Source organism: Kitasatospora sp. NPDC001309, assembly GCF_042896295.1.
In the GTDB taxonomy this organism is placed as follows: domain Bacteria; phylum Actinomycetota; class Actinomycetes; order Streptomycetales; family Streptomycetaceae; genus Kitasatospora.
The window spans coordinates 23,466-46,812 of sequence record NZ_JBIAXC010000065.1 but is presented as its reverse complement, the minus strand read 5'-3'; the positions used below and the strand labels follow the sequence as shown (position 1 = coordinate 46,812).

The following is a 23,347-nucleotide window of genomic DNA, read 5'->3' as shown; positions in this document are numbered from 1 at the left end:
GGCGGGCGGGGCGGCGTTGGGGTGCGTGCATCGCAAGGCGGAGGAGGGAGCCCAATGCAGCGCATTGGCGACCGACGACAACGCGGCGAGGCGCGCTTGTGCCCTGGGGGTACCTCCCGGCCGAAGGCTGGGGGAGCGTCGGCCCGCAGACGGGAGTTCGAAGACGGGCCCTAACCCTGGTCGCCCACGCCGCCCGTCCCGTACTCCGGGTGCCGGACCAGCCACGCCCCCTCGCCGCCCGTCGCGGCCTCGGTGGCGCCCGAGAAGCCGTAGTGGATCGGCCCGCCGTCGGCGGCGCCCAGCCAGCGGGCGTCCGCGAGCTGCACGGAGAGGGCGGAGGGGCCGGCCGGGGCGGGCTGCTCCAGCACCAGCTCGTGCGCGCCCTCGCCGGGGCGGAAGGTCACCGCGGTCTCGGTGCCGGGCCGGTGGCGGAAGGCGCCGCGGGCGTCCGCCCAGTAGGCGGCCACCGTCACGGAGAGTGTGCCGTCCGGGCGGCCGGTGCCCGGCCGGACGTACTCCTCCTCGGGCACCCAGCGCGCGTGGTGCCGGAGTTCCTCGCCGGCCCGGCGCTCGTCCCAGCGCACCCAGTAGCCCGCGATCCGTTTGACGGTCATGGCCTCGCGGACGACCCGGACGGCGGTCCGTGCCGGGCCGACCGGGGCGCTGGCGGCGAGGGAGACCACCGTCACCTGTTCGTAGGTCACCTCGCCGTCGTCGGCGTACTGCTCCATCACCGGTGAACCACCTTGCCGGGTCGTCGGATCGGTCGCGCCGTCGGCCCGTTCGTCCGGGTCGCGGCCGCGTGGGACGAGCCTAGGGCGGCGGCGGGGCGCTCCGGGGCGATGCCGCCGTTCCGGCCCCGGGCACCCGGTCGTCCGGCTACCCTGCCCGGCGCGGCCCCGCCCAGCCTCCTCCCGGCTGCGGATGTCAGTGCCCGGGGGCAGACTCGCAGGTGGCCGGGGTCCGCCCCGGGCAGCCCGGTCACTCTCCGTCGAAGGGCCCCACCTCATGCTCACCACCGACTTCCCCCTCGGCTCGCCCTGCTGGATCGACCTGGGCAGCCCGGACATCCCGGCCACCGCGGCGTTCTACGGCAGGGTCTTCGGCTGGACCTTCCAGGAGGTCCCGGAGACGGGCGGCTACGGCTTCCTCCAGCTGGACGGCAGGACGGTCGGCGCCCTCGGCCACCTCGACGGCGGCGCGCGGTCCGCCTGGACGACGTACTTCCGCACCGCCGACGTGGACGCGACCGTCAAGGCGGCCGAGCAGTCCGGTGCCACGGTCCGGGTCCCGCCGATGGACGTCATGCAGGAGGGGCGGTTCGCGGCGCTGACCGATCCGCAGGGCGCCGAGTTCGCGGTCTGGCAGTCCGGGAACACGGTCGGGCTGGACGCCGTGTCCGAGGACAACACGCTGGTCTGGTCGGAGCTGCACACCCGGGACCAGGACGGCGGATTCTCCTTCTACCACGGGCTGTTCGGCTGGCGGGTGGAGAACTTCGAGCCGTCCCCGGGGATGAACTACCGGGTGATCTCCACCGCCGAGGGCGACCAGCAGCAGACGAGCTTCGGCGGCATCGCCCCGACCATGCAGCCGGAGCAGCCCTCCGCCTGGACGCCGTACTTCGCCGCCAACGACGTGGACGCGCTGGTCACCAAGGCGACGGCGGCGGGCGGCTCGGTGCTGATGCCGGCCTCGGACGTGGAGAACGTCGGCCGGATCGCCTGGCTGGCGGACCCGAACGGTGCCCCGTTCGCGCTGATCAAGGGCGAGCCCCGCGAGTCGTGACCACGCGAGTCGCGACCACGCGTGAGGGCCCGCTGCTCAGCAGGAGCAGCGGGCCCTCACGCACGACGGATCACGTCACCGGACGGGGTGCCCGGCCTCCCGCAGCGCGTTCTTGACCTCGCCGATCCGCAGGTCCCCGAAGTGGAAGACGCTGGCCGCGAGGACGGCGTCCGCGCCGGCCTCGACGGCCGGGGCGAAGTCGGCGAGCCTGCCGGCGCCGCCGGAGGCGATGACCGGCACGGAGACGGCCTTGCGCACGGCGCGGATCATCTCCAGGTCGTAGCCGTCCTTGGTGCCGTCGGCGTCCATCGAGTTGAGCAGGATCTCGCCCGCGCCCAGCTCGGCCGCCCGGCCGGCCCATTCGACGGCGTCCAGGCCGGTGCCCCGGCGCCCGCCGTGGGTGGTGACCTCGTAGCCCGAGGCGGTCTCCACGCCCTCGCCGCAGCGCCGGGCGTCGACCGACAGCACCAGCACCTGCCGCCCGAAGCGCCGGGCGATCTCGCGGACCAGTTCGGGCCGGGCGATGGCCGCGGTGTTGACCCCGACCTTGTCGGCGCCGGCCCGCAGCAGCTGGTTCACGTCCTCGACGGCCCGGATGCCGCCGCCGACGGTGAGCGGGATGAACACCTGCTCGGCGGTGCGGCGCACCACGTCGTAGGTGGTCTCGCGGTCGCCGGAGGAGGCGGTGATGTCGAGGAAGGTCAGCTCGTCGGCGCCTTCGGCGTCGTAGAGCTTGGCCATCTCGACCGGGTCGCCGGCGTCGCGCAGGTTCTGGAAGTTGACTCCCTTGACCACCCGCCCGGCGTCCACGTCCAGGCAGGGGATGACACGTACGGCGAGGGTCACGGCTGCTTGCCTTCCAGGGCTTCCAGGGTCATTGCCAGCCCGGTGCGGTACGCGTCGAGTTCGACCTCGACCATCATCCGGGAGTCGATCAGCCCGTCGACCACCACCATGGTGGCCACCGGGCGTGCGGCGTCGAAGAGTCGGCGGTGGGCGCGGCCCACCTCCTCGGCGTCGCGGGCGTGGGTGATGTACATCCGGGTGCGGATGACGTCGTCCGCGGTCAGACCGTACGCGGCCAGGGCGGAGAGCCCGACGCCGAACGCGGCGAGGGTCTGCCGGTACGGGTCGCCCTCGTGCTCGATCCGGCCGTTCACCCAGGCGGTGGTGCCGGCCACGTGCACGTGGTCGCCCGCGGCGACCGCCCGGGAGTAGCCGAACTCCTCCTCCCAGGGGGAGAATCCCGTGACCCGACCGCGTACGATCCGACCTTCCGTCATCCGGAAACCGCCTCCAGGGCCTCTTCGAGGGTGAACTTCTGCTCGTAGAGTGCCTTGCCCACGATGGCGCCCTCGACACCCAGGTCGACGAGACCGGCGATGGCGCGCAGGTCGTCGAGGGAGGAGACGCCGCCGGAGGCGACGACGGGGCGGTCGGTGGCGCCGCAGACGTCGCGCAGCAGCTGGAGGTTGGGGCCGGTGAGGGTGCCGTCGCGGTTGACGTCGGTGACGACGTAGCGGGTGCAGCCCTCGGCGTTCAGCCGCTCCAGGACGTCGAAGAGCTGGCCGCCGTCGCGGGTCCAGCCGCGGCCGCGCAGGGTGGTGCCGACCACGTCCAGGCCGACGGCGATCTTGTCGCCGTGCTCGGCGATGGCCTTGGCGACCCACTCGGGGGCCTCCAGGGCGGCGGTGCCGAGGTTGACCCGGGTGCAGCCGGTGGCGAGGGCGCGGGCGAGCGACTCGTCGTCGCGGATGCCGCCGGACAGCTCGACCTTGATGTCCAGCTGTCCGGTGACCTCGCGCAGCAGCTCGTAGTTGGTGCCGGTGCCGAAGGCGGCGTCCAGGTCGACCAGGTGGAGCCACTCGGCGCCGGCGTTCTGCCAGGCGAGGGCGGCGGCCAGCGGCTCGCCGAAGGAGGTCTCGGTGCCGGAGGCGCCCTTGACCAGGCGGACGGCCTGGCCGTCGCGGACGTCGACGGCGGGCAGCAGCTCAAGGCTCATCAGTAACAACTCTCAGACGTTCAGAGGGTGTTGACCCAGTTGGTCAGCAGGGCGGCGCCGGCGTCGCCGGACTTCTCGGGGTGGAACTGGGTGGCCCAGAGCGGGCCGTTCTCGATCGCGGCGACGAACGGCTGCCCGTGCGTGGCCCAGGTGACCAGCGGCGGGTTGATCCGCGCGCTGTGGGTCTCCAGCTCCCAGTGCCGCACGCCGTAGGAGTGCACGAAGTAGAAGCGGCTCTCCGGGTCGAGGCCGGCGAACATCCGGCTGCCCTCGGGCACGTCCACGGTGTTCCAGCCCATGTGCGGGACGACCGGGGCGTCCAGCGGCTCGACGGTGCCGGGCCACTCGTCGCAGCCGGGCGTCTCCACGCCGTGCTCGACGCCCTTCTCGAAGAGGATCTGCATGCCCACGCAGATGCCCATGACCGGGCGGCCCCCGGCGAGCCGGCGGCCGATGATCCAGTCGCCGCGGACGGACTTGAGGCCGCGCATGCAGGCCTCGAAGGCGCCCACACCGGGGACGAGCAGGCCGTCCGCGGCCATCGCGGTGTCGTAGTCGGAGCTGACCGTGACGTTCGCCCCGGTCCGCTCCAGGGCGCGCTGCGCGGAGCGGAGGTTGCCGGAGCCGTAGTCGAGGACGACGACGTTCTTGCCCATGTTCAGGTGTCCAGTCTCTCTGCTACGGGTGTTACAGGCGCATGAGGCCGGAGCCCAGGCACATCACGGCCCCGATGGCCAGCACCAGGATGACGCCCTTCGGCAGCTTCTGCTTCCAGAAGGAGATCACCCCGCCCGCCAGGAAGAGGCCGACGAAGAGGAGGATCGTCGCGGTCTTGTTCACAGCGCACCCTTGGTCGAGGGGAGGATGCCGGCCGCGCGCTGGTCCCGCTCGGCGGCGTAGCGCAGCGCCCGGGCCAGGGCCTTGAACTGGCACTCCACGATGTGGTGCGCGTTGCGCCCGTACGGGACGTGCACGTGCAGCGCGATCTGCGCCTGGGCCACGAAGGACTCCAGGATGTGCCGGGTCATCGTGGTGTCGTAGGCGCCGATCATCGGCGCCATGCCCGCGGGCTCGGTGTGCACCAGGTAGGGCCGGCCGGAGAGGTCGACGGTGACCTGGGCGAGCGACTCGTCCAGCGGCACCGTGCAGTTGCCGAAGCGGTAGATGCCGACCTTGTCGCCGAGCGCCTGCTTGAAGGCGGCACCGAGCGCGAGGGCGGTGTCCTCGATGGTGTGGTGGGTGTCGATGTGCAGGTCGCCGTCGGTCTTGACGGTGAGGTCGAACAGACCGTGGCGGCCGAGCTGGTCGAGCATGTGGTCGTAGAAGCCGACGCCGGTGGAGATGTCGGTCTTGCCGGTTCCGTCGAGGTCTATCTCGACCAGGACGGAGGTCTCCTTGGTGGTGCGCTCGACGCGTCCGATGCGGGACATGAGGGGTTACAGCTCCTTGATCACTCTACGGACGGCGTCCAGGAAGGCGTCGTTCTCGGCGGGCGTGCCGGCGGTGACGCGCAGCCACCCGGGGACCCCGTTGTCACGGACCAGGACACCCTGGTCGAGGATGGCCCGCCACACGGCGTGGGTGTCGGCGAAGCGGCCGAACTGGACGAAGTTGGCGTCCGAGTCGGTCACCTCCAGACCCGTCGCGCGCAGCGCGTCCACCAGCCGGTCGCGCTCCTCCTTGAGCCGGCCGACGTACCCCAGCAGGGTGTCGGTGTGCTCCAGGCAGGCCAGCGCGGTGGCCTGGGTGACGGCCGACAGGTGGTACGGCAGCCGGACCAGCTGGACGGCGTCGACCACGGCCGGGTCGGCGGCCAGGTAGCCGAGGCGCAGCCCGGCGGCGCCGAAGGCCTTGGACATGGTGCGGCTGACCACCAGGTTGGGGCGGCCCTCGATCAGCGGCAGCAGCGAGGCGCGGTGCGAGAACTCGACGTACGCCTCGTCCACGACCACCAGGCTGGGCCGGGCGGCCTGCGCGGCCTCGTACAGCCGCAGGACGGTCTCCGCCGCGACGGCCGTGCCGGTCGGGTTGTTCGGCGAGCAGATGAACACCACGTTCGGCCGGTGCTCGGCGATCGCCGCGAGGGCGGCGTCCACGTCGATGGTGAAGTCGTCGTTGCGGGGGCCGGAGATCCAGCCGGTGCCGGTGCCCCGGGAGATCAGCGCGTGCATCGAGTAGGAGGGCTCGAAGCCGAGCGCGGTGCGGCCGGGGCCGCCGAAGGTCTGCAGCAGCTGCTGGAGGACCTCGTTGGAGCCGTTGGCGGCCCACACCTGCGCGCGGGCGACCGGGAGGCCGGTGCTGCGGGTGAGGTACGCGGCGAGGCCCTCGCGCAGCTCGACCGCGTCCCGGTCGGGGTAGCGGTTGAGGTGGCGGGCGGCCTCGGCGACGCGCTCGGCGATCCGGGCCACCAGCTCCTCGGGCAGCGGGTACGGGTTCTCGTTGGTGTTCAGCTGGACGGGGACGTCCAACTGCGGTGCGCCGTACGGGGACTGGCCGCGCAGCTCGTCCCGGATGGGCAGGTCGTCGATGTTCGTCACGCGCCGGGAACCGTCCAATCGAACCGAGCCTTGACGGCGTCACCGTGACCGGGCAGGTCCTCGGCGTTCGCCAGGTTGACCACGTGCGCGGCGACGTCCGCCAGCGCCTGCCGGTCGTACTCGACGACCTGGACGCCGCGCAGGAAGGTCTGCACCGACAGCCCGGAGGAGTGGCAGGCGCAGCCGCCGGTCGGCAGCACGTGGTTGGACCCGGCCGCGTAGTCGCCCAGCGAGACCGGGGTCCAGCGGCCGATGAAGATCGCGCCGGCGTTGACGACCTTCGCCGCCACCGCGTGCGGGTCGCGGGTCTGGATCTCCAGGTGCTCGGCCGCGTAGGCGTTGACCACGACGAGGCCCTGCTCCAGGTCGTCGACCAGGATGATGCCGGACTGGCGGCCGCCGAGCGCCTCGGCGACCCGCTCGCCGTGCTTGGTCCGGCCGACCTGGGCGACCAGCTCGACCTCGACCGCGTCGGCCAGCTCCGGGGAGTCGGTGACCAGCACCGAGCCGGAGGTGGGGCCGTGCTCGGCCTGGCTGATCAGGTCCGCGGCGACGTCACTGGGCAGCGCGCTGTCGTCCGCGAGGACGGCGATCTCGGTCGGGCCGGCCTCGGAGTCGATGCCGATCCGGCCGGCGAAGAAGCGCTTGGCGGCGGCGACGTAGATGTTGCCCGGGCCGGTGACCATGTTCACCGGAGCGCACTCCTCGGTGCCCAGGGCGAACATCGCGACCGCCTGGGCGCCGCCGACGGAGTAGACCTCGTCCACGCCGAGCAGCGCGCAGGCCGCCAGGATGGTCGGGTGGACGCGGCCCCCGAACTCCTTCTGCGGCGGAGAGGTCACCGCGATGCCCCGGACGCCCGCCTCCTGGGCCGGCACCACGTTCATCACCACGGAGGACGGGTAGACCGCCAGCCCGCCCGGCACGTACAGGCCGACCCGCTCGACCGGCACCCAGCGCTGGGTGACCGTGCCGCCCGGCACCACCTGGGTGGTGTGCCCGGTGCGGCGCTGGTCGGCGTGCACGGCCCGGGCGCGGCGGATCGACTCCTCCAGCGCGGCCCGCACCTTCGGGTCCAGCGTCTCCAAGGCCTCGGCCAGCTGCTCGGTGGGCACCCGGGTGGACTCCAGCCGGACGCCGTCGAAACGCTCGGTGATCTCGATCAGCGCCGCGACCCCGCGATGGCGTACGTCCTCGGCGATCGGCCGCACCTTCTCCAGGGCGGCCGCCACGTCGAACTCGGCACGGGGCAGCAGGGCACGCGGGTCGTCCAGCGAGCCGCGGAGGTCGATTCGAGAGATCACGCCACCCAGTGTAAGGAGTGGCCGGAACGGGTGGTCCCACATTTCAGTCCGTGATACGAAAGGCGAGACGACCGGGGGGACGGGGGAAACCATGGCGGAGAGCGCCCCGGAGGGCTGGACCGACACCGAACGGGAACTCTGGGAGGCCTTCCGCGAGGGCGAGGTCTTCGAGCGCAGATGTGGCCGGGACGACATCGACGACCCCTTCGGGGACAGCCCCTGGGGGCCGGAGCGGACGGTCGGCGCCGACGTACTCGCGCACCTGCTGCTGGCCGGGCCGCAACCCACCGCCGGGCGGGTCGCCTCGCTGCGGATGAGCGGGGTGAAGGTCACCGGCTCGCTCAACCTGGCCGGCGGCCACCTGGAACGGTACGTCGAACTGCGCGGCTGCCGCTTCGACCACAAGATCCTCATCTCGGAGGCCTCCGCCACCACCCTGCGGATGGTCGAGTGCGCGATCCCCAGGATCGAGGCCTCCCGGCTGTCCACCACCGGCGACCTCCACCTGGCCCGCTGCCGGATACCCGAGGGCATCCGGCTCACCGACGCCAAGATCGGCACCGACCTGCTGCTCAACCAGGCCGTCATCGGCGGCGACCGCTACGGCCGCGCGATCTCGGCCGACGGGATGACCGTCCACCAGGACCTCGAAGCCGAACGCCTGGAGACCCACGGCGAGTTGAGCGTCCGCACGGCCCGGATCGGCGGCCGCCTCTCGCTCCGCGGCGCCCAGCTGCACGCCGACCCGCAGAACCGCGTCTGCCTCAACGCCGTCCGGCTCAACGTCGGCCACACCCTCTACCTGACCAGCTCCGCCGACGGCGGCTGGTTCGGCTCCCGCAGCTACTACGGCTCCGGCTACGGCCAGAGCCCGGCGCCCGGCGCCCCCAGCACCCCGTTCCGCGCCTACGGCCAGGTGCGGCTCTCGGACGCCCGCTTCGACGCGGCCTGCCTGATCTCCGGCGAATTCCACCTGGAGGGTGACGACGAGCTGTCGCTGCGCCGCATCCACACCCCCGAACTGCGCTTCACCTGCGCCTTCCGGCCCACCGGCACGGTCTCGCTCTCCCGCGCCCGGGTCGGCAACCTGGTCGACCGCCCGGACTCCTGGCCGCTCGGCAAGCACCTGGGCCTGACCGGCTTCGTCTACGAGAACCTCCGCCCCGCCGCGGCGTTCACCGTCCAACAGCGGATCGCCTGGCTGGAGGGCTCCGCGGTGGACTTCCAGCCGGAGTCCTACGAGCAGCTCGCCGCCGCCCTGCGCCGCGACGGCGCCGACGACGACGCCCGCGAGGTGCTGTACGCCAAGCAGCGCCGCCGCCGGGAGACCCTGCCGCTGCCCGCCCGGGGCTGGGGCCTGGTCCAGGACGTCACCGTCGGTTACGGCTACCGCCCCGGCCGGGCCGGCCTGTGGCTGCTCCTCGCCTGGGCCCTCGGCAGCGTCTGGTTCGCCACCCACGAACCCGCCCCGCTCAAGGCCGACGAGAAACCGCACTGGAACGCGGTGCTCTACACCCTCGACCGGCTGCTGCCCATCGTCGACCTCAACCAGGGCGCCTGGAACCCCGGCGGCACCAGCCAATGGATCGCCGCCGGCCTCGTCGTCGTCGGCTGGCTCCTCGCCTCCACCGTCGTCACCGGCGCCACCCGCCTCCTCCAACGCGGCTGACCGACGGCTTCTGCGCAGGAAGTCGGCCAGACCGACTTCCTGCGCAGAAGCCCAAAAGCCGGGGCTCAACGACAAGTGGATCCCCCAGCCTTCCCGCCCCGCCGCGATGCGATCGCGGCGGGGCGAGCAAAACCGCAGCACGATCTTGAAATGGGCGAGAAAACCCACCCACCCACCCACAAGCACAATAATGCTCGGGCGCATAGGAAGCCGGGGAACAATCACTGGAAATCTCGGCATCAAGCCAAGTGAGTGATCAACATAAATGGGCGGGCCCGCGTGCAAGCACACGGGCCCGCCCGAACAACCAGGTGTGCCGCCCACCCACCCTTCCCAGGACTTGGAAAGGCGACGGCGGCCCCGGCCAAACTTGGCCGGGGCCGCCGAACTGACAAGCGCACCCCACTCACGCCAGCCACGAACACGATAATTTCCAGGCGCCCCGGCCGAGAACGGCCGGGGCGCCCGAAACAGGCACTGGCCAGGAAGTGGCCGGGCCCTGGACACCCCGCCCACCCAATCTTTCTACGCCCTACAGAGGCGACGGTGACCCCGGCCAAAGATTAGCCGGGGCCACCGAAACCAAAGCCAATAAACACCTTCCGCCCAATTCCTGCCACCCGTTTCCGCTTCGGCATCACCGAAGCGGCAACGGCATTATTCGACACCTCTCACTCCACTCATAAAGTCATCTAGCGAGCCGTGTAAGAGGAGGAGGAGGAGGAGGGAGAACGCCGCCAAAAATCTCAGACGGGGCGAAATTGAACCACAGGGACTTGAAATAGATCAGAACACCCATCCACCCAAGACAACAGGGTTCGGGCGGGCCGGCCGCGGCACGGCCGGCCCGCCCAAAATATAGGAAAGCCCAGGGGAAGCTCGCCGAAAATCGCAAAATCGAGTCACTCCCGTTGCCGCTTCGGTGATGCCGAAGCGGCAACGGAACTTCCAACCATCTCTGCGTAGGAAGTCGGCCAGACCGACTTCCTACGCAGGCGACGAGAAGGCCTTGAAATCTTGCACCGGGATTAACCATTCACTCCGGGTCGGCAGTCCCGCTCGACGCCTCGATGACCACCCACGCCGACAACAGGCAGGGCAGGTCTCCCGCAGCGCCAATGCCGAGCCACCCTGACCGCAGGAGGCCCGATTGATCACTTCTCGGGCCAGGAACCATTTGGCTGTCAGGCGTCCCAAGCATTCACGGTCGGCTCCGGCCACTCTGCGGCCGTCGCTGCGAGATCCGCCGGGAGCAGGGAGGCCAGCAAGGCCCGACCGTCAGCAACAGCCTTCAGCGCGGCTTCCTGAGCCTCGCCCTTGGTGTTGAACATGCCATCCCCCACGGTCTCATTGTGGGGCGGCTCGCCGACCTCGCCGACCCACTGCGACGCACCCGGCCACACCCGGACGTGGGTGAGCCGGGAAGGCTCCGGGAGCCCCGTGACTCCCCGAGCCGCAGCTTCCTTGATCACGTCTTCGATCGTCATGCCTGTGCTCTCCTCATCTCGGCCAGTGCGGCGTCCAGTCGTGCGGAGCGGACGGCGGCGGAAAGGTCGGTGGCTGTGCGGGCGTAGTGCTCGGCTTCTTCCCGGGCGCCCTGACGGTAGAGCACTGTGGCCAGTTGGGCGGTGTCGATCGCCTTCGAGCGGGCCCGGTTGGAGGTCTGGGAGTCCACGGCTCGGCGAAGCCGGGACACCAGATCGGAGACAGGCTTTCCCTTGACCGCCGCGAGCAGGTAGAGGGCGTGGCCGGTCTCGCCGTGCAGCTTGTGTTCGGTGAAGTACCACATCCAGCGAGGCTCGCTGCGGAGATCACTCACGCGGCTGTAGATCGACTCCGCGAGGGCGATCTGCCGCATCACCTCGGGTTCGTCGCCTTGGATGGCGTGCGCCTGGGCCTTGACCGCCGCGATCATCGCGAGCGCCGACAAGGGCACGTTGCCCATGGCCATGTCGGCCAGGGCGACAGCCTCTCCGGACTTACGCTCGGCAATCTCCTGGCGGGCGAGGCCGGTTGCGACATGACACAGGAGCCCATCGTCGCCGGCCTCCTGGGCCGCCTTGATGCCGAGCCCGAACGTGCTGCGTGCAGGTGAGCTCTGGCCCGCGTCGAACGCCGACCACGCTGCAAGGTCGGCGAGATTGGCGATCTGGCCGCACAGCCGGTCGCGGACACGCGGTCCCATCGACGACTTGGTGAGATCGACAGCGCTTCGCAGTTCACCGAAGGCCAGATGACGAGTGGCAAGACCGCCGCTTCGCCGGTCCCACTCCTCCAGAGCGAAGGTCCGCTCTGCAATATCGTCAATGTCCTTCATCCCCAGAGAAGATGGAGACGGCAGCACATCGGGCAGGATCGAGGCCAGGGAGACGGCCAAGAAGTCACGGCGCTTCGACTCACTCACCTCCTCACGGTCCCGCCGGGTCCGCTTCGGGAACAGTCCCAGCTCTGCGTTCGTGGCCACGCCGAAGACACCGCGCAGGGCATCACGGACATCCCCGTCGGGCCAGCGGATCACGCCACGTTCTCATCGGCTGGCCCGTCTCTGCGGTGCCGTTGGTGAGGGCCGGACAGCCTAGTGAACTGCCTAGCTTCTGCCTACAGGATCGGCCTGCCCCTACCCGCGCCGCAGGCGTTTGATGGTTCCCAGCCGCCCGGGGTGACGGGCCGGTTACGCCCGTCACCCCGCCACCCCGTCGCCCCGTCGCCGCTTCGGCAAAGGCCGAAGCGGCCACGACTCCTGCGCAGGAAGTCGGCGGGGTCGACTTCCGGTGCCTACCAGGTGGCGGCTTGGCTGCGGCAGTGGGTGAGGGCGGTTTTGATGCGGGGGTCGGGGGTGGGGGTGGTGGTGAGGAGTTCGCCGGCGGTGACGAGGGTGGTCCAGTACTGGGTGGGGTTGCCGGTGGTGGGGCGGGGGTGGGCGGCGGCGAGGGAGAGGTAGGCGGCGGCGAGGTTGCCGGTGGTGAACCAGCGGGCGAGGCCGTGTTGGTGGCCGGGGCGGATGCCGCCGAGGGCGTCGATGGCGGTGAGGAAGTGGTCGACGACGGCGAGTTCGGTGGCGGTGAGGTCCTTGGGGACGTCGAAGACGCCGAGGGCTTCGAGAAGTTCGCCGGTGTCGGCCTCGGTGCCGGGGCGGGGGTCGGCGAGGAGGGCGCCGTAGCACTCGTCGAGGCGGATGGTGGTCTCGGCGAGGGGGATGGCGAGGGCGAGGCAGACGGCGCGGGCGGCGGGGAGGGGTTCGCCGGTGCGGCGGGCCAGAAGGGCGTAGGTCTCGGCGGGGGTGTGGCCTCGGTCGAGGGCGTGCCGGGCGAGGGTGGGCAGCGGAGGCAGCATCGGGAGCGGGCTTTCAGGCGAGGGCGAAGGCGGGAGCAATGAGGGCCCAGACGAACTTGCCGACCCCGCCGGCCCGGGGCAGCAACCCCAACGCTCGGCCAGCTCGTTGACGAGGAACAGCCCACGCCCGCACTCCTCCTCCAAGGAGGCGGAGCGGACGGAGGGCCGCCCGGATCCGGCGTCGTGGACTTCGAGGCGCAGAAGGTCGCCGCTGACGGCGAACCGGATCTCGATGAGGCGGTCGTCGGGGGCGTCGGCGTGCTGGACAGCATTGGCGAAGAGTTCGCCGAGGAGAAGTTCGGCGACATCGCAGTATCGGTCACCGGCGGGGAGCGCGCAGAGGTAGGCCCGGATCAAGTGCCGGGCCAGGGGCGTGGATTCGACGCAGGAGTCGAGACGGGCGGCGAATGTGCGGGGGCGGTGGGCAGTGAGCATGGGGTCCTCGAAAGGGAGAGGAAGCAGCTGAAAGGCTGCCGCATCTGTCACGCTCGAATCGTCGGGCACTCTGACAGGACGTCATACCGCGTTTTCGGGACGTTTAGGACGTCTGGCTGGTAGACCTTGAAACGTCCCCAACGTGGAAGGTCGGTCGGTGAACAGCCCGCTCCGTGACGCAATGGCCCGTGCCAACATGACCTCGTCCAGGCTCGCGCGTGTGTGCGGGGTCGATCCCAAGACCGTCGACCGGTGGCTCGCCAACCCCTCGCGCGAGCCCCATGCTCGACATCGCTCAGCCGCCAGTAAGGCCCTGGGTGAGGAGGAAGCCGTGCTCTGGCCATCCGTACAGCAACTCGTGAAGTCGGGGCCAGATCGGGAGCTGGTGCAGATGTACCCGTACCGGTCGGCAGCGCCGGCTTCGCTGTGGCGTCAGTTGATAAGGGGGGGCAACTCGGGAGATGACGTTCGCCGGGTACACCAACTACTTCCTTTGGCTGGAGCACGCGAACTTCGGCGGCCTGCTACGGCAGAAGGCGGAGGCCGGCGTCCAGGTTCGCTTCATTCTTGGTGAGCCCGGACATCCGGTCACCCGTCAGCGGGAGCTGGAGGAGGGCGTGCCGCTGAGCCTTTCGACCCGGATCGAGGTCACCCTGTCCGAGCTGGCCAAGCTACGGGACACGCCGATCGAGGCGCGATACGAGACCGCACACGTCTCACTGAGCGTCTTCCGCTTCGACGACGACATGATCGTCACACCGCTGCTGCCGGGTAGGATCGGCCATGACGCTCCGATGATGCACCTCAGGCGGGCCCAGGACGACGGCGTATTCGATCGCTTCGCGGGCCACATCGAGGACTTGTGGGCGAAGGGGCGGGATGTATCGGTCCCGGCAGCAGAGGTGGTGGATCGTGCCCAGGCGTGATTACGAGGACGACCCGAACGCCCCCAAGGCGAACTCGCTGGTCCCGGCCGCTTCCGTCGTCGTGGTCGACGGCGCGGGCCGCGTTCTGCTCCAGCGCCGGACCGACAACGGGATGTGGGCCCTGCCCGGCGGCAAGATGGACATCGGTGAGTCGCTCGCCGGTTGCGGTGTCCGCGAGACGCGCGAGGAGACCGGCATCGATATCGAGATCACCGGGATCGTCGGCACCTACACCGACCCCGGCCACGTCTTCGCCTACGACGATGGCGAGGTCCGCCAGGAGTTCTCGATCTGCCTCCTCGGACGCCCGCTCGGTGGGGAGTTGCGGGTGTCCGATGAGTCCCACGAGGTGGCGTGGTTCACCCCGGACGAGACGGACGGGCTGCCGATGGTGTCGAACATCCGCAAGCGGCTGGCCGACTGGCGCTCCGGGGAGATCCCCGTGGTGCGCTAGCCACCTTCGGCCATACCGCTGGATCGCTTCGGGTGCCGTCAGGCAGACCTCACCGTCGCCTGTCCCTCCCAACTGCGGATTCCCCCGAATGGTTGGCACTCCGTGTAGCGACTGTGCTACTTTCCGCATCATCAACAGAACATAGAAGACCCCGGCGGTGCTGGAACACCCCGGGGTCTGGCACCAGGAGCACACACTCCCCATGCAGATTCATCGTAGCGCCCACGCGCGCTGTTTCACCGTACTTCCGAACGGCCTCCTCCAGGACCGTCGCCTCAGCTACACCGCCCGGGGCCTCCTCTCCGACCTCCTCTCCCGCCCCGACGGCTGGCGCGAGGACGGACGGCACATGGCCGACAGCAGCCCGCAGGGGCGCGGCGCCGTCCGCAGGGCGCTCAACGAGCTCAAGGACGCCGGGTACTACCGGGTCGAGACGGTCCGGATGCCCGACGGCACGCTCCGTACCGATGTGCACGTGTACGACGCCCCGCAGCGACCGGCGTCACCGAGTGCCCGCTCCTCGGACTCCGGTGAGCCCGAGGCCGGTCCCCCTGACAGCCCTGTAGTAAAGGACCCGGGAGAAGTACCCACCCTCCCCGCCCAGTTGACGCGAGCGGACGAGCAGACCCGCAGGGCGGTGTCCGCACTCTTCCGCGCGATCCGGCCCGAGCCCCGGCTGCGCCTCGGCGAGGCCGAGGCGCAGCAACTGGCACCGCTCGTCGCCCAGTGGCTGGAACGCGGCAGCACGGCGGCCGAGTTGGCCCACGCCCTGCTTCCCGGCCTGCCCTCGCCGCTGCACTCCCCGGTGGCGATCCTGCGCGACCGCCTCCAGCGCAAGCTGCCGCCCGCCCGTGCACCTCAGGCCACACCCGCGGAGTGCGCCAAGTGCCACGACCCGGTGCCCCGCCCCGGCATCTGCCGCCCGTGTGCGGGCCTCGGCGGCGCCAGGACCCTCACGATCGGCAGTGGCGCCGCAGCCACGCCCGGCGGCGCCGCCCGTGCCCGCGCGGCCTTGCGCGGGGGGCGGGCTGGTCGCCACCGCGTGAACACGGTGCGTGTCCGCGGGGCGGGGCTGCGGTTACTGCGCGACAAAGCCCGGCCCCGAAGAACTACGCTGTCCGCCGTGACAGAACGGCTGCCGCTCTTCCCGCTGAACACCGTGCTCTACCCGGGCCTGGTGCTGCCCCTGAACGTCTTCGAGGAGCGTTACCGCCGACTCGTCGCCGATCTGCTCGAACAGCCCGAGGACGAGCCGCGCCGCTTCGGCGTGCTCGCCATCAAGGACGGCCGCGAGGTCGCCCCGGTACGGCCCGCCGAGGACGGCCCGGCCGGGCCGCTGGACGGCCTGGGCACCGCCACCGGGGACCCGCTGGAGGCGGTCTACCACATCGGCTGCGTCGCCGACGTCTCCTCCGTCCAGCCCCAGCCCGACGGGCGCTACGAGCTGCTGGTCACCGGCACCACCCGGTTCCGGATCAGCTCGGTCGACGTCGGCGGCCTGTACCTGACCGGTGAGGTCGAGCTGGTCGAGGAGCGCCCCGGCGAGGGCTCCGGCGCGCTCGCCGCCGAGGTCGAGCGGGCCTTCCGGGTCTACCAGAAGCGCCTGGCGGGAGCCCGCGAGGCCAGCACCCACGGCCGCCAGCAGCTCCCGGACGACCCCCAGGTGCTCTCCTACCTGGTCGCCGCCGCCTCGGTGTTCGAGACCCCGGTCAAGCAGCAGCTGCTCGCCTGCCCCGACACCGCCCAGCGGCTGCGCACCGAGCTCGACCTGCTGCGCCGCGAGAGCGCGGTGCTCAGCTGGCTGCCCTCGCTCCCCGCGGTCGACCTCACCCGCCAGTCGTTCAGCCCCAACTGACCGAGGACCGCCCACCCATGGCCAAGAAGCCGAAGAAGGGCGGCCAGGGCACGCCCGCGACCGTCGCCCTGGAGACCGCCGCCGTCCCCTACACCGTCCACGCCTACGCGCACGACCCAGCCGCCGCCTCCTACGGCGGCGAGGCCGCCGAGGCCCTGGGCGTGGCCGCCGAACGGGTCTTCAAGACCCTGGTCGCCGACGTGGACGGCACCCTCACCGTCGGCGTCGTCCCGGTCGCCGGCCAGCTCGACCTCAAGGCCCTGGCCACGGCCGTCGGCGGCAAGCGCGCCGCGATGGCCGACCCGGCCGCCGCCGAACGCAGCAGCGGCTACGTCCTCGGCGGCATCTCCCCGCTCGGCCAGCGCCGCCCGCTGCGCACCGTGGTCGACGCCAGCGCCCTCACCCACCCCACCGTCTACGTGTCGGCGGGCCGCCGGGGCCTCGAAGTGGAACTGGCCCCCGCCGACCTGATCGCCCTCACCCGCGCCCGCACCGCCCCGATCGCCCGCTGAACGAACAGGATCCCCGCACCCCCAAAGGGGGCACGGGGATTCTTCACGGGGCGGAGGGCCCTGGCCTGTACCCGGCCATCGCCCCTCCGCCCCGCTCAAGCACTCAGCCCTGCCGCCGCTCCTCCGGCGCCGGAGCGGCATCCACCGGAGCCGTCTCCACCGGAGCGACCTGCCCGGCGTCCACCGGCGTCTCCGCAGGAGGCCCCGCAGGGTCCCCGTACGACCCCGCCGGCACCCCCCAGTACGGCGGCGGGTCCTCCTCCCGCTTCCCGAACGCCGCCGACAGCGCCAGCAGCACCACCATCGCCGCCATCGGCCACACCAGCAGCGCGCCCAGCGCCCCCAGGTCGATGCTCGCGTCGAAGTGCCCGCCGTTGCCGACCCGCCGGGCCTCGCCGATCAGGTTGTCGCTCGGCCCGAGCCAGCGGCCGAGCTTCCAGGCCCCGTACGAGCCGAGCAGTCCGCCGATCGCCAGCCCCAGCGCGACCGCGATCCCGCCGCCGCGCTTGCGGGTCACCAGGAAGGCGCCGAGCGCGGTGAGGATGCCGGCGCCCAGCCCGATCAGCACGAACACCGCGTCGGCACCGGCCCGCTGCTCGCCCTCGGGGTCCACGTAGAGGATCCGGTCGCCGTCCACGACCAGCGGCACCTTGGGCGCCAGCCAGGCCCACAGCCCGGCCATCGCCAGTCCGGCCAGCAGGCACACCAGCACCACCCCGGCGCCGATCCGCAGCTCGTCCGGCACCCGGTGCACGCCCGCGGGCGGCACGGCGGGCAGGCCGGCGGGCGGCTCCTGGTCGGAGGCCGGCGGCGGTGCGAACGGGTCGGGTACGGCTCCCGGCTCGGCCGGCACGTCGGCGCGGGCGGGTTCCGGAGGTGTGTTCGGTACGGTCACGGGTCCCATCGTTTCACGACGTCCGTCCGAACGGCCGCACCGCCCACCGCACCACCCACCCGGCAAGATCCGGAAGGCGCGCCCTACCGCGCGACGGCCCGCCGGTACGCCCAGGTGGCCAGGGCCAGCGACACCACGCCCACCCCCGCGCAGACCCCGAGGTCGGCGAGCACCATCCCCCAGTCCGGGTCCGGCGCGAAGGTCCGCGCGAACGCCTCCACCCCGTACGTCGACGGCAGCAGGTCGCGCAGCCACAGCACCGGCTGCGGCAGGTGGTCGACCGGCAGCACGCCGAGCAGCAGCGCCGCCGACATGCCGAGCTGCCCCAGCATCGTCGCGATCTCCTGCCGCGGCGCCAGCAGCCCGCAGGCCGCGCCCAGCCCGGACAGCGCGGCCCCGGCGAGCGGTACCACGGCGAGCAGCACCCACAGCTGTCCGAGCGGCAGCCCGAACATCACCGCGCCGATGCCCGCCGTGACGAGCGTGCCGGGCAGCGTGAACGAGGCGTACGCGGCGGCCGCGCCGAGCACCACCGAGGCGGCCGGGACGGGCAGCGTCGCGTAGTGGTCGAGGCCGCCGGTGGCGCGGAGCTTCCCGAAGTACTGGGCCAGCAGGTTGAGCGCGACGAACGCCACCACCAGCACGCTCGACCCGGCGACCACCGACCGCGCCGCCGAGGTCTGCCCGCCGTCCACGACGCCCCGCATCATCACCAGGATGCCGACGGACTGGAAGGTGGCCACGAACAGCAGCGGGATCCGCGCGACCTTCGCCCGGGTGAGCTGCGCCCGGTACACCGCGGCGAGGGCGGGCAGCAGCCGGGCGGCGGGGGCGAGCGGGGCGGCGCCGGCCGTGGACCGGCCGGTCTGCGGGGGCACCGAGAGCAGCGTCACTTGGCCAGTCCTCCGTGGCGGCCGCCCAGCTTGAGGTAGGCGTCCTCAAGGCTCGGGGTGGCGAGGGTGAAGTCGTCGAGGGCGGCGAAGGCCGGGCCGGTGGTGACGGCGGCGACCAGTTCGCGGGCCTGCTCGGGGGTGGTGCGGACGGTCCAGCGGCGTCCGGTGCGTTCGGCGCGCGCGGCCAGTTCGGCGACGGCGGGGACGCCGATCGGCGCCTCGTCCCGCCAGACCAGGTCGAGCCGGACGTCGCCGTCCACCAGGGCCTTGAGTCCGCCGGGCGTGTCGCAGGCGATCACCCGGCCCTCGTCGATCACGGCGACCCGGTCGAGCACGGTCTCCGCCTCGATCACGTTGTGGGTGACCAGCAGCACCGTCGTCCCGTGCTCGGCCCGCCGCCGGTCGACGGCCGACCAGACGGCCCGCCGGGCGACCGGGTCCATGCCGGTGGTGGGTTCGTCCAGGACGAGCAGCGGCCGCTCCCCCACCAGGGTGGCCGCGAAGCAGGCGAGCCGCCGCTGCCCGCCGGACAGCTTGGCCAGCGGCCGGGCGGCGATCGGCTCCAGCCCGAGTTCGGTGAGGACGTCCGCGGCCGCGCCGCGGGCCGCCGCGCGCGAGAGCCCGCGCAGCCGTCCGGTGGTCTCGGCGGCCAGCGCGACGGTCAGCTCGTCCAGCGCGGTGGATTCCTGCCCGAGGTAGCCGAGCAGCCGGGCGGCCCGCTCCGGGTGCCGCACGATGTCGTGCCCGAGCAGTTCGACGGTGCCGGAGTCCGGCCGCAGCAGGCCGGTGAGCTGGCGGACGAGGGTGGACTTCCCGGCGCCGTTGGGGCCGAGCAGCCCGAAGACCTCGCCCGCGCGGACGGTCAGGCTGATCCCGTCGTTGGCCCGGATCTCGGTGGCGGCGGCGCCACGTCCGGTGCGGTAGGTCCGGACCAGTTCGCGTACGGCGACGCACGGCGCGGGGGTGTCCTGGGGTGCTCGCCCGGCCGTCTCTTCCACGACCGGAGACTTTACGCGCTCACACGGGCGAACCGGACAACGGGGGCCGATCGCCGAGGCCCGATCGCCGGGGGAAGCCAGGCGGAAGCCGGGGGAAGCCGGAGCCCGCCGGGGCGCGTCAGTCGTCCACCACCATCGACCCGCCCGGGACCCGGACCGCCAGTTCCTTCCAGAACCCCGCCCGGATGGCGTAGCGGTCGTGCTCGTCGATCTGGTCGTCCTTGTGGGCGAGCAGTCCGAAGCGGGCCGCGTAGCGCAGCAGCTCGCCGTCGACCCGGTGCGGGATGCGCGGGTAGTCGGGCCAGAGCAGGGTGAGCCGTTCGAGGTCGCCGAGGCGGTCGCTCCAGCGGCGGGCGAAGACCTGCCCGACCTCGTGGGCGTCGCCGCCGATGGTGGTGATGTCCTCCTCGCGGTCGGCCCAGCGCTGTTCGGCGGTGGTGAGCTGGGCCAGCGTGGGCAGGCCGTCCCCGGCGGTGACGGAGGGCTCGGGGGCGGGCCGGTCGACCCAGCCCCGGTCGGAGGACCACCGCAGCACCGGTCCGCCGGCCACCTGCCCGTTGGTGGCCTGCCCGGCCGCGGCGTGTCCGTTGGCGTGCCCGTTGACGTGCCCGTTCGCCGCCGCGGTGATCGGGGTGACGGCCGAGACCCGCCCGGCGAGGTCCTTCGGGGTGGGCACCACCCGCAGGGCGGCGGCCGGCTGGGGCCGCCCGTTGACGGCGGGCTCCTCGGGCACCGCCTCGGCGGCGGCCGGCCGCACGCCGGGGGGCACCACGCTGGGCAGCGGGGCCGGCGGGGCGGCGAGGATCTTGGCGATCTCCTGCCGGGCGCCGCCCGTCCCGGGCGCCGGGAAGACGGTGGAGTGGTCGCGCAGCGAGAAGGACCCCTCGATCCACTCGCGGTCCAGGACCCGCCGCTCGTCGGCCTCGCCGACCAGGTCCTCGGACTGGTTGAAGTCCCCGTCGGCGGCCTGCAACGCCCACAGGTGCACGGCCACGCCGTGCTCCTTGGCGGTCATCATGCCGGGCAGCAGGTCCCCGTCGCCGGTGATCAGGACGACGTCCGCGCAGGCCCGGTTGCGGGCGAGTTCGGAGAGCTCGGCGTGCATCGCGGCGTCGACGCCCTTCTGCACCCAGCGCCCCTCGGCCCGGGTGAGGGCGCCCAGCCGCACGGTGACCCGGGGCAGCACCCGCAGCCGCCGGTGCTCGGGCATCGGGCGGCGGTCGGGGGCCGCGTCGAACCAGTAGATCCGCAGCAGCGGCAGCCCGGTCTCGGCCTCGGCGCGTTCGCGCAGGGCGCTGATCAGCGCGGTGTGGTCGACGGTGACCTTGGAGCGGGAGGGGTCTCCGGCGAGCAGGCTGGCGGCGGCGCCCAACAGGTATCCGGCATCCACCAGGACGACACAGCGGTCCATCCGCGCACCTCTTTCCGCTCGCCCTCGATGGTCGGTCTGGGTGGGCGGTCCGCCCGTCGACCCGGCGTGCGGGGTGAGGGGCCCCCTGACCGCCCGATCGTTGGGTCACCTTTTCCCCATGGTTCGGGGCCCGAACCTCGGCGGATGTCCCGGTCACGCAACAGCCGCCCCAATGAGTCGCAAAGAAACACGAAGGCGGGCCCCGTTCAACGACGGGGCCCGCCAAACGTCACGCGGGGTTGACCCGGGTCAGCCCTTGAGCTCGGCGGCGACCAGCTCGGCGAGCTGGACGGCGTTGAGCGCCGCGCCCTTGCGCAGGTTGTCGTTGGAGACGAACAGCGACAGGCCGTGCTCCACCGTCTCGTCGGCCCGGATCCGGCCCACGTAGCTCGGGTCCTGGCCGGCGGCCTGGAGCGGGGTGGGGATCTCGGACAGCTCGACGCCGGGGGCGGCGGCGAGCAGCTCGGCGGCGCGCTCGGGGCTGATCGGGCGCTCGAAGCGGGCGTTGATCTGCAGCGAGTGGCCGGAGAAGACCGGGACGCGCACGCAGGTGCCGGCGACCTTGAGCCCGGGGATGCCGAGGATCTTGCGGCTCTCGTGGCGGAGCTTCTGCTCCTCGTCGGTCTCGTTGGAGCCGTCCTCGACGATGGAGCCGGCCAGCGGCACCACGTTGAAGGCGATCGGCCGCCGGTAGACCTTGGGCTCGGGGAACTCGACGGCGGAGCCGTCGTGGGCGAGCGCGGAGGCGCCGTCCACGACCTTGGCGGCCTGGTCCTGGAGTTCGGCGACACCGGCGACGCCACTGCCGGAGACGGCCTGGTAGGTGGAGACGACCAGGGCGGCGAGCCCCGCCTCCTCGTGCAGCGGGCGCAGCACGGGCATGGCGGCCATGGTGGTGCAGTTGGGGTTGGCGATGATCCCCTTGGGGCGGTCGGCGATGGCCTCCGGGTTGACCTCGGAGACGACCAGCGGGACCTCGGGGTCACGGCGCCAGGCGGAGGAGTTGTCGATGACGACGGCTCCGGAGGCGGCGACCTTGGGGGCCAGGGCCTTGGAGGTGGAGCCGCCGGCCGAGAAGATCACGATGTCCAGGCCGGTGTAGTCGGCCGTGGCAGCGTCCTCGACGGTGACCTCGGTGCCCTGCCAGGGCAGCGTGCGCCCGGCCGAACGGGCCGAGGCGAACAGCCGCAGCTGCTCCACCGGGCCCAGTCCGCCTTCACGACCAGCCCGCTCGGCCAGGATCTCGCGGACCACGCTGCCGACCTGGCCGGTGGCACCGACAATGCCGATCTTCATTCCGACTACTCCTCTGAATGGTGCTGTCTACAGCCGCACTCTGCCCATCATGCCTTGTCACGCGGGTGGGGCGACCTGGTATTCCACGGTGTGAGAGGGGCTCCGGACAGCCCTCAGTGGTCCAGACCATTGGCGAGGGCCAGCGCGGCCGCGACCTCCGCCTCCCCGGCCGGCAGCAGCGGCAGCCGCACGTCCGGGGTCGGGATCCGCCCCTGGGCGTGCAGCACGCCCTTGGTCACCGTCGGGTTCGGCGCCGTGAAGGCGGACAGCGCCAGCCCGGTCAGCCGGTGCCCCAGCTCCCGGGCCCGCTCGACGTCCCCGGCCCGCCAGGCCTCGTACAGCTCGACGAAGCGGGCGGTCGCCAGGTGCGCGGAGGCGAGGATGCCGCCGGCCGCGCCCAGCGCCAGCATCGGCGACAGGAAGGCGTCCTCCCCGGTGAGGAAGGCGAATCCGGCGGGGGCCTCGGCGAGCAGTTCGGCCGCCGTCTGGTCCAGCCCGCCGGTCGCGTACTTGACGCCCACCACGCCCTCGATCGCGGCCAGTTCGCGCAGCGCGGCGGTGGAGAGCTGCTGCCCGGTGCGGTACGGGATGTGGTAGACGACCAGCGGCAACGGGCTGCCCGCGGCCAGGGCCCGGAAGTGCGCGACCGTCCCGGCCTCGCCGGCCCGGACGAAGGCGGGCGTGGTGACCAGCGCCGCCGCCCCCGGCACCCGCGCGCCGAGCACGGCCAGCGCCTCGCCGACGGCCCGGGTGTCGCCGCCGGAGGCACCGACGGTCAGCTGCGCCCCGCGCGCGGCGCAGGCGGCCGCGGCGACGTCGACCACCGCGTCCCGCTCCTCGGCGGTGAGCGCGGCGGGCTCGCCGGTGGTGCCGAGCGCGACCAGGCCGGCCGCCCCGGCGTCCAGGACCTCGTGCGCGAGCTTCTCCAGCGCGTCGAGGGCGACGGAGCCATCGGCGGCGAAGGGGGTGATCAGGGGGACGTGGATGCCCTTGAGTTCCATACCGACGATCCTGCGGTCCGGTGATCGCCCGGGTCCAG

Annotated in this window: 24 protein-coding genes and 1 pseudogene; 6 read left to right on the top strand and 19 right to left on the bottom strand. The window is 72.3% G+C overall.

Annotated elements, in window-relative coordinates:
• Window positions 1-170: 170 nt before the first annotated feature.
• A complete protein-coding gene (locus ACFY2K_RS39680; protein WP_387717481.1) occupies window positions 171-731 on the bottom strand; it encodes a hypothetical protein in 561 nt (186 codons plus the stop codon).
• A 277-nt stretch (window positions 732-1,008) separates the two neighbouring features.
• On the opposite strand from ACFY2K_RS39680, the gene ACFY2K_RS39675 reads away from it, so the two are divergent.
• Window positions 1,009-1,788 carry a VOC family protein gene (locus ACFY2K_RS39675; protein ID WP_380532510.1) on the top strand — a complete coding sequence of 260 codons (780 nt, stop codon included), beginning with the start codon at window positions 1,009-1,011 and terminating at the stop codon, window positions 1,786-1,788.
• Window positions 1,789-1,863: 75 nt separating this feature from the next.
• On the opposite strand, the gene hisF is transcribed toward ACFY2K_RS39675, so the two are convergent.
• The 8 genes from hisF to hisD are packed head-to-tail and all read right to left on the bottom strand — an operon-like array spanning window position 1,864 to window position 7,631.
• Window positions 1,864-2,634, bottom strand: a complete 771-nt coding sequence (gene hisF / locus ACFY2K_RS39670; protein WP_380532512.1) for an imidazole glycerol phosphate synthase subunit HisF — start codon at window positions 2,632-2,634, stop codon at window positions 1,864-1,866.
• Window positions 2,631-3,071 (bottom strand): RidA family protein, encoded by a 441-nt coding sequence (locus tag ACFY2K_RS39665; RefSeq protein ID WP_375893334.1) that lies wholly within the window; start codon window positions 3,069-3,071, stop codon window positions 2,631-2,633. The genes hisF and ACFY2K_RS39665 overlap by 4 nt, the downstream gene beginning before the upstream one ends.
• On the bottom strand, window positions 3,068-3,793 hold the full coding sequence (priA, locus tag ACFY2K_RS39660; RefSeq protein WP_375893442.1) for a bifunctional 1-(5-phosphoribosyl)-5-((5-phosphoribosylamino)methylideneamino)imidazole-4-carboxamide isomerase/phosphoribosylanthranilate isomerase PriA: 726 nt from the start codon (window positions 3,791-3,793) through the stop codon (window positions 3,068-3,070). Before priA ends, ACFY2K_RS39665 begins: the two co-directional genes overlap by 4 nt.
• A gap of 17 nt (window positions 3,794-3,810) precedes the next feature.
• On the bottom strand, window positions 3,811-4,446 hold the full coding sequence (hisH, locus tag ACFY2K_RS39655) for an imidazole glycerol phosphate synthase subunit HisH (protein ID WP_380595130.1): 636 nt from the start codon (window positions 4,444-4,446) through the stop codon (window positions 3,811-3,813).
• A 31-nt stretch (window positions 4,447-4,477) separates the two neighbouring features.
• Entirely contained in the window at window positions 4,478-4,630 is a 153-nt protein-coding gene (locus ACFY2K_RS39650; RefSeq protein ID WP_188302392.1) for a hypothetical protein, read from the bottom strand.
• On the bottom strand, window positions 4,627-5,220 hold the full coding sequence (gene hisB / locus ACFY2K_RS39645) for an imidazoleglycerol-phosphate dehydratase HisB (RefSeq protein ID WP_375893330.1): 594 nt from the start codon (window positions 5,218-5,220) through the stop codon (window positions 4,627-4,629). Before hisB ends, ACFY2K_RS39650 begins: the two co-directional genes overlap by 4 nt.
• A gap of 6 nt (window positions 5,221-5,226) precedes the next feature.
• On the bottom strand, window positions 5,227-6,327 hold the full coding sequence (locus tag ACFY2K_RS39640) for a histidinol-phosphate transaminase (RefSeq protein ID WP_375893328.1): 1,101 nt from the start codon (window positions 6,325-6,327) through the stop codon (window positions 5,227-5,229).
• Window positions 6,324-7,631, bottom strand: coding sequence for a histidinol dehydrogenase (gene hisD / locus ACFY2K_RS39635; protein ID WP_387717477.1), 1,308 nt, complete (start codon window positions 7,629-7,631; stop codon window positions 6,324-6,326). The genes ACFY2K_RS39640 and hisD overlap by 4 nt, the downstream gene beginning before the upstream one ends.
• Window positions 7,632-7,722: 91 nt before the next feature.
• On the opposite strand from hisD, the gene ACFY2K_RS39630 reads away from it, so the two are divergent.
• Window positions 7,723-9,300, top strand: a complete 1,578-nt coding sequence (locus ACFY2K_RS39630) for an oxidoreductase (RefSeq protein WP_375893325.1) — start codon at window positions 7,723-7,725, stop codon at window positions 9,298-9,300.
• 1,184 nt (window positions 9,301-10,484) lie between these two features.
• Here ACFY2K_RS39630 and ACFY2K_RS39625 read toward each other — a convergent pair.
• From ACFY2K_RS39625 to ACFY2K_RS39610, 4 genes and pseudogenes are all read right to left on the bottom strand, one after another.
• Complete coding sequence (locus ACFY2K_RS39625) at window positions 10,485-10,787, bottom strand: hypothetical protein (protein WP_380595390.1); 303 nt, start codon at window positions 10,785-10,787, stop codon at window positions 10,485-10,487.
• Window positions 10,784-11,818: a hypothetical protein gene (locus ACFY2K_RS39620; RefSeq protein ID WP_387717475.1), complete on the bottom strand. Its 1,035-nt coding sequence runs from the start codon at window positions 11,816-11,818 to the stop codon at window positions 10,784-10,786. The genes ACFY2K_RS39625 and ACFY2K_RS39620 overlap by 4 nt, the downstream gene beginning before the upstream one ends.
• Window positions 11,819-12,075: 257 nt before the next feature.
• The gene (locus ACFY2K_RS39615; RefSeq protein ID WP_387717485.1) at window positions 12,076-12,633 is read right to left on the bottom strand and encodes a hypothetical protein; all 558 of its coding nucleotides are present in this window, start codon (window positions 12,631-12,633) and stop codon (window positions 12,076-12,078) included.
• 150 nt (window positions 12,634-12,783) lie between these two features.
• Window positions 12,784-13,068: pseudogene (locus tag ACFY2K_RS39610) on the bottom strand (ATP-binding protein); the annotation flags it as partial.
• A gap of 461 nt (window positions 13,069-13,529) precedes the next feature.
• On the opposite strand from ACFY2K_RS39610, the gene ACFY2K_RS39605 reads away from it, so the two are divergent.
• From ACFY2K_RS39605 to ybaK, 4 genes are all read left to right on the top strand, one after another.
• Window positions 13,530-13,994 (top strand): hypothetical protein, encoded by a 465-nt coding sequence (locus ACFY2K_RS39605; protein ID WP_380593571.1) that lies wholly within the window; start codon window positions 13,530-13,532, stop codon window positions 13,992-13,994.
• The gene (locus ACFY2K_RS39600) at window positions 13,981-14,448 is read left to right on the top strand and encodes an NUDIX hydrolase (RefSeq protein ID WP_380528310.1); all 468 of its coding nucleotides are present in this window, start codon (window positions 13,981-13,983) and stop codon (window positions 14,446-14,448) included. Before ACFY2K_RS39605 ends, ACFY2K_RS39600 begins: the two co-directional genes overlap by 14 nt.
• Window positions 14,449-15,571: 1,123 nt before the next feature.
• The gene (locus ACFY2K_RS39595) at window positions 15,572-16,303 is read left to right on the top strand and encodes an LON peptidase substrate-binding domain-containing protein (RefSeq protein WP_387717483.1); all 732 of its coding nucleotides are present in this window, start codon (window positions 15,572-15,574) and stop codon (window positions 16,301-16,303) included.
• Window positions 16,304-16,320: 17 nt separating this feature from the next.
• Window positions 16,321-16,815: a Cys-tRNA(Pro) deacylase gene (gene ybaK / locus ACFY2K_RS39590; RefSeq protein WP_380407525.1), complete on the top strand. Its 495-nt coding sequence runs from the start codon at window positions 16,321-16,323 to the stop codon at window positions 16,813-16,815.
• Window positions 16,816-16,918: 103 nt separating this feature from the next.
• On the opposite strand, the gene ACFY2K_RS39585 is transcribed toward ybaK, so the two are convergent.
• From ACFY2K_RS39585 to ACFY2K_RS39560, 6 genes are all read right to left on the bottom strand, one after another.
• Window positions 16,919-17,710, bottom strand: a complete 792-nt coding sequence (locus tag ACFY2K_RS39585) for a hypothetical protein (protein WP_375897070.1) — start codon at window positions 17,708-17,710, stop codon at window positions 16,919-16,921.
• A gap of 83 nt (window positions 17,711-17,793) precedes the next feature.
• Window positions 17,794-18,603: an ABC transporter permease gene (locus tag ACFY2K_RS39580; RefSeq protein WP_380407531.1), complete on the bottom strand. Its 810-nt coding sequence runs from the start codon at window positions 18,601-18,603 to the stop codon at window positions 17,794-17,796.
• Window positions 18,600-19,601: an ABC transporter ATP-binding protein gene (locus tag ACFY2K_RS39575; protein ID WP_380528299.1), complete on the bottom strand. Its 1,002-nt coding sequence runs from the start codon at window positions 19,599-19,601 to the stop codon at window positions 18,600-18,602. The genes ACFY2K_RS39580 and ACFY2K_RS39575 overlap by 4 nt, the downstream gene beginning before the upstream one ends.
• 118 nt (window positions 19,602-19,719) lie before the next feature.
• A complete protein-coding gene (locus tag ACFY2K_RS39570; RefSeq protein ID WP_375896198.1) occupies window positions 19,720-21,012 on the bottom strand; it encodes an NYN domain-containing protein in 1,293 nt (430 codons plus the stop codon).
• 249 nt (window positions 21,013-21,261) lie between these two features.
• Complete coding sequence (locus ACFY2K_RS39565) at window positions 21,262-22,308, bottom strand: aspartate-semialdehyde dehydrogenase (protein WP_380528295.1); 1,047 nt, start codon at window positions 22,306-22,308, stop codon at window positions 21,262-21,264.
• 113 nt (window positions 22,309-22,421) lie between these two features.
• A complete protein-coding gene (locus ACFY2K_RS39560; protein WP_380528294.1) occupies window positions 22,422-23,309 on the bottom strand; it encodes a dihydrodipicolinate synthase family protein in 888 nt (295 codons plus the stop codon).
• Between the last annotated feature and the right edge of the window lie 38 nt (window positions 23,310-23,347).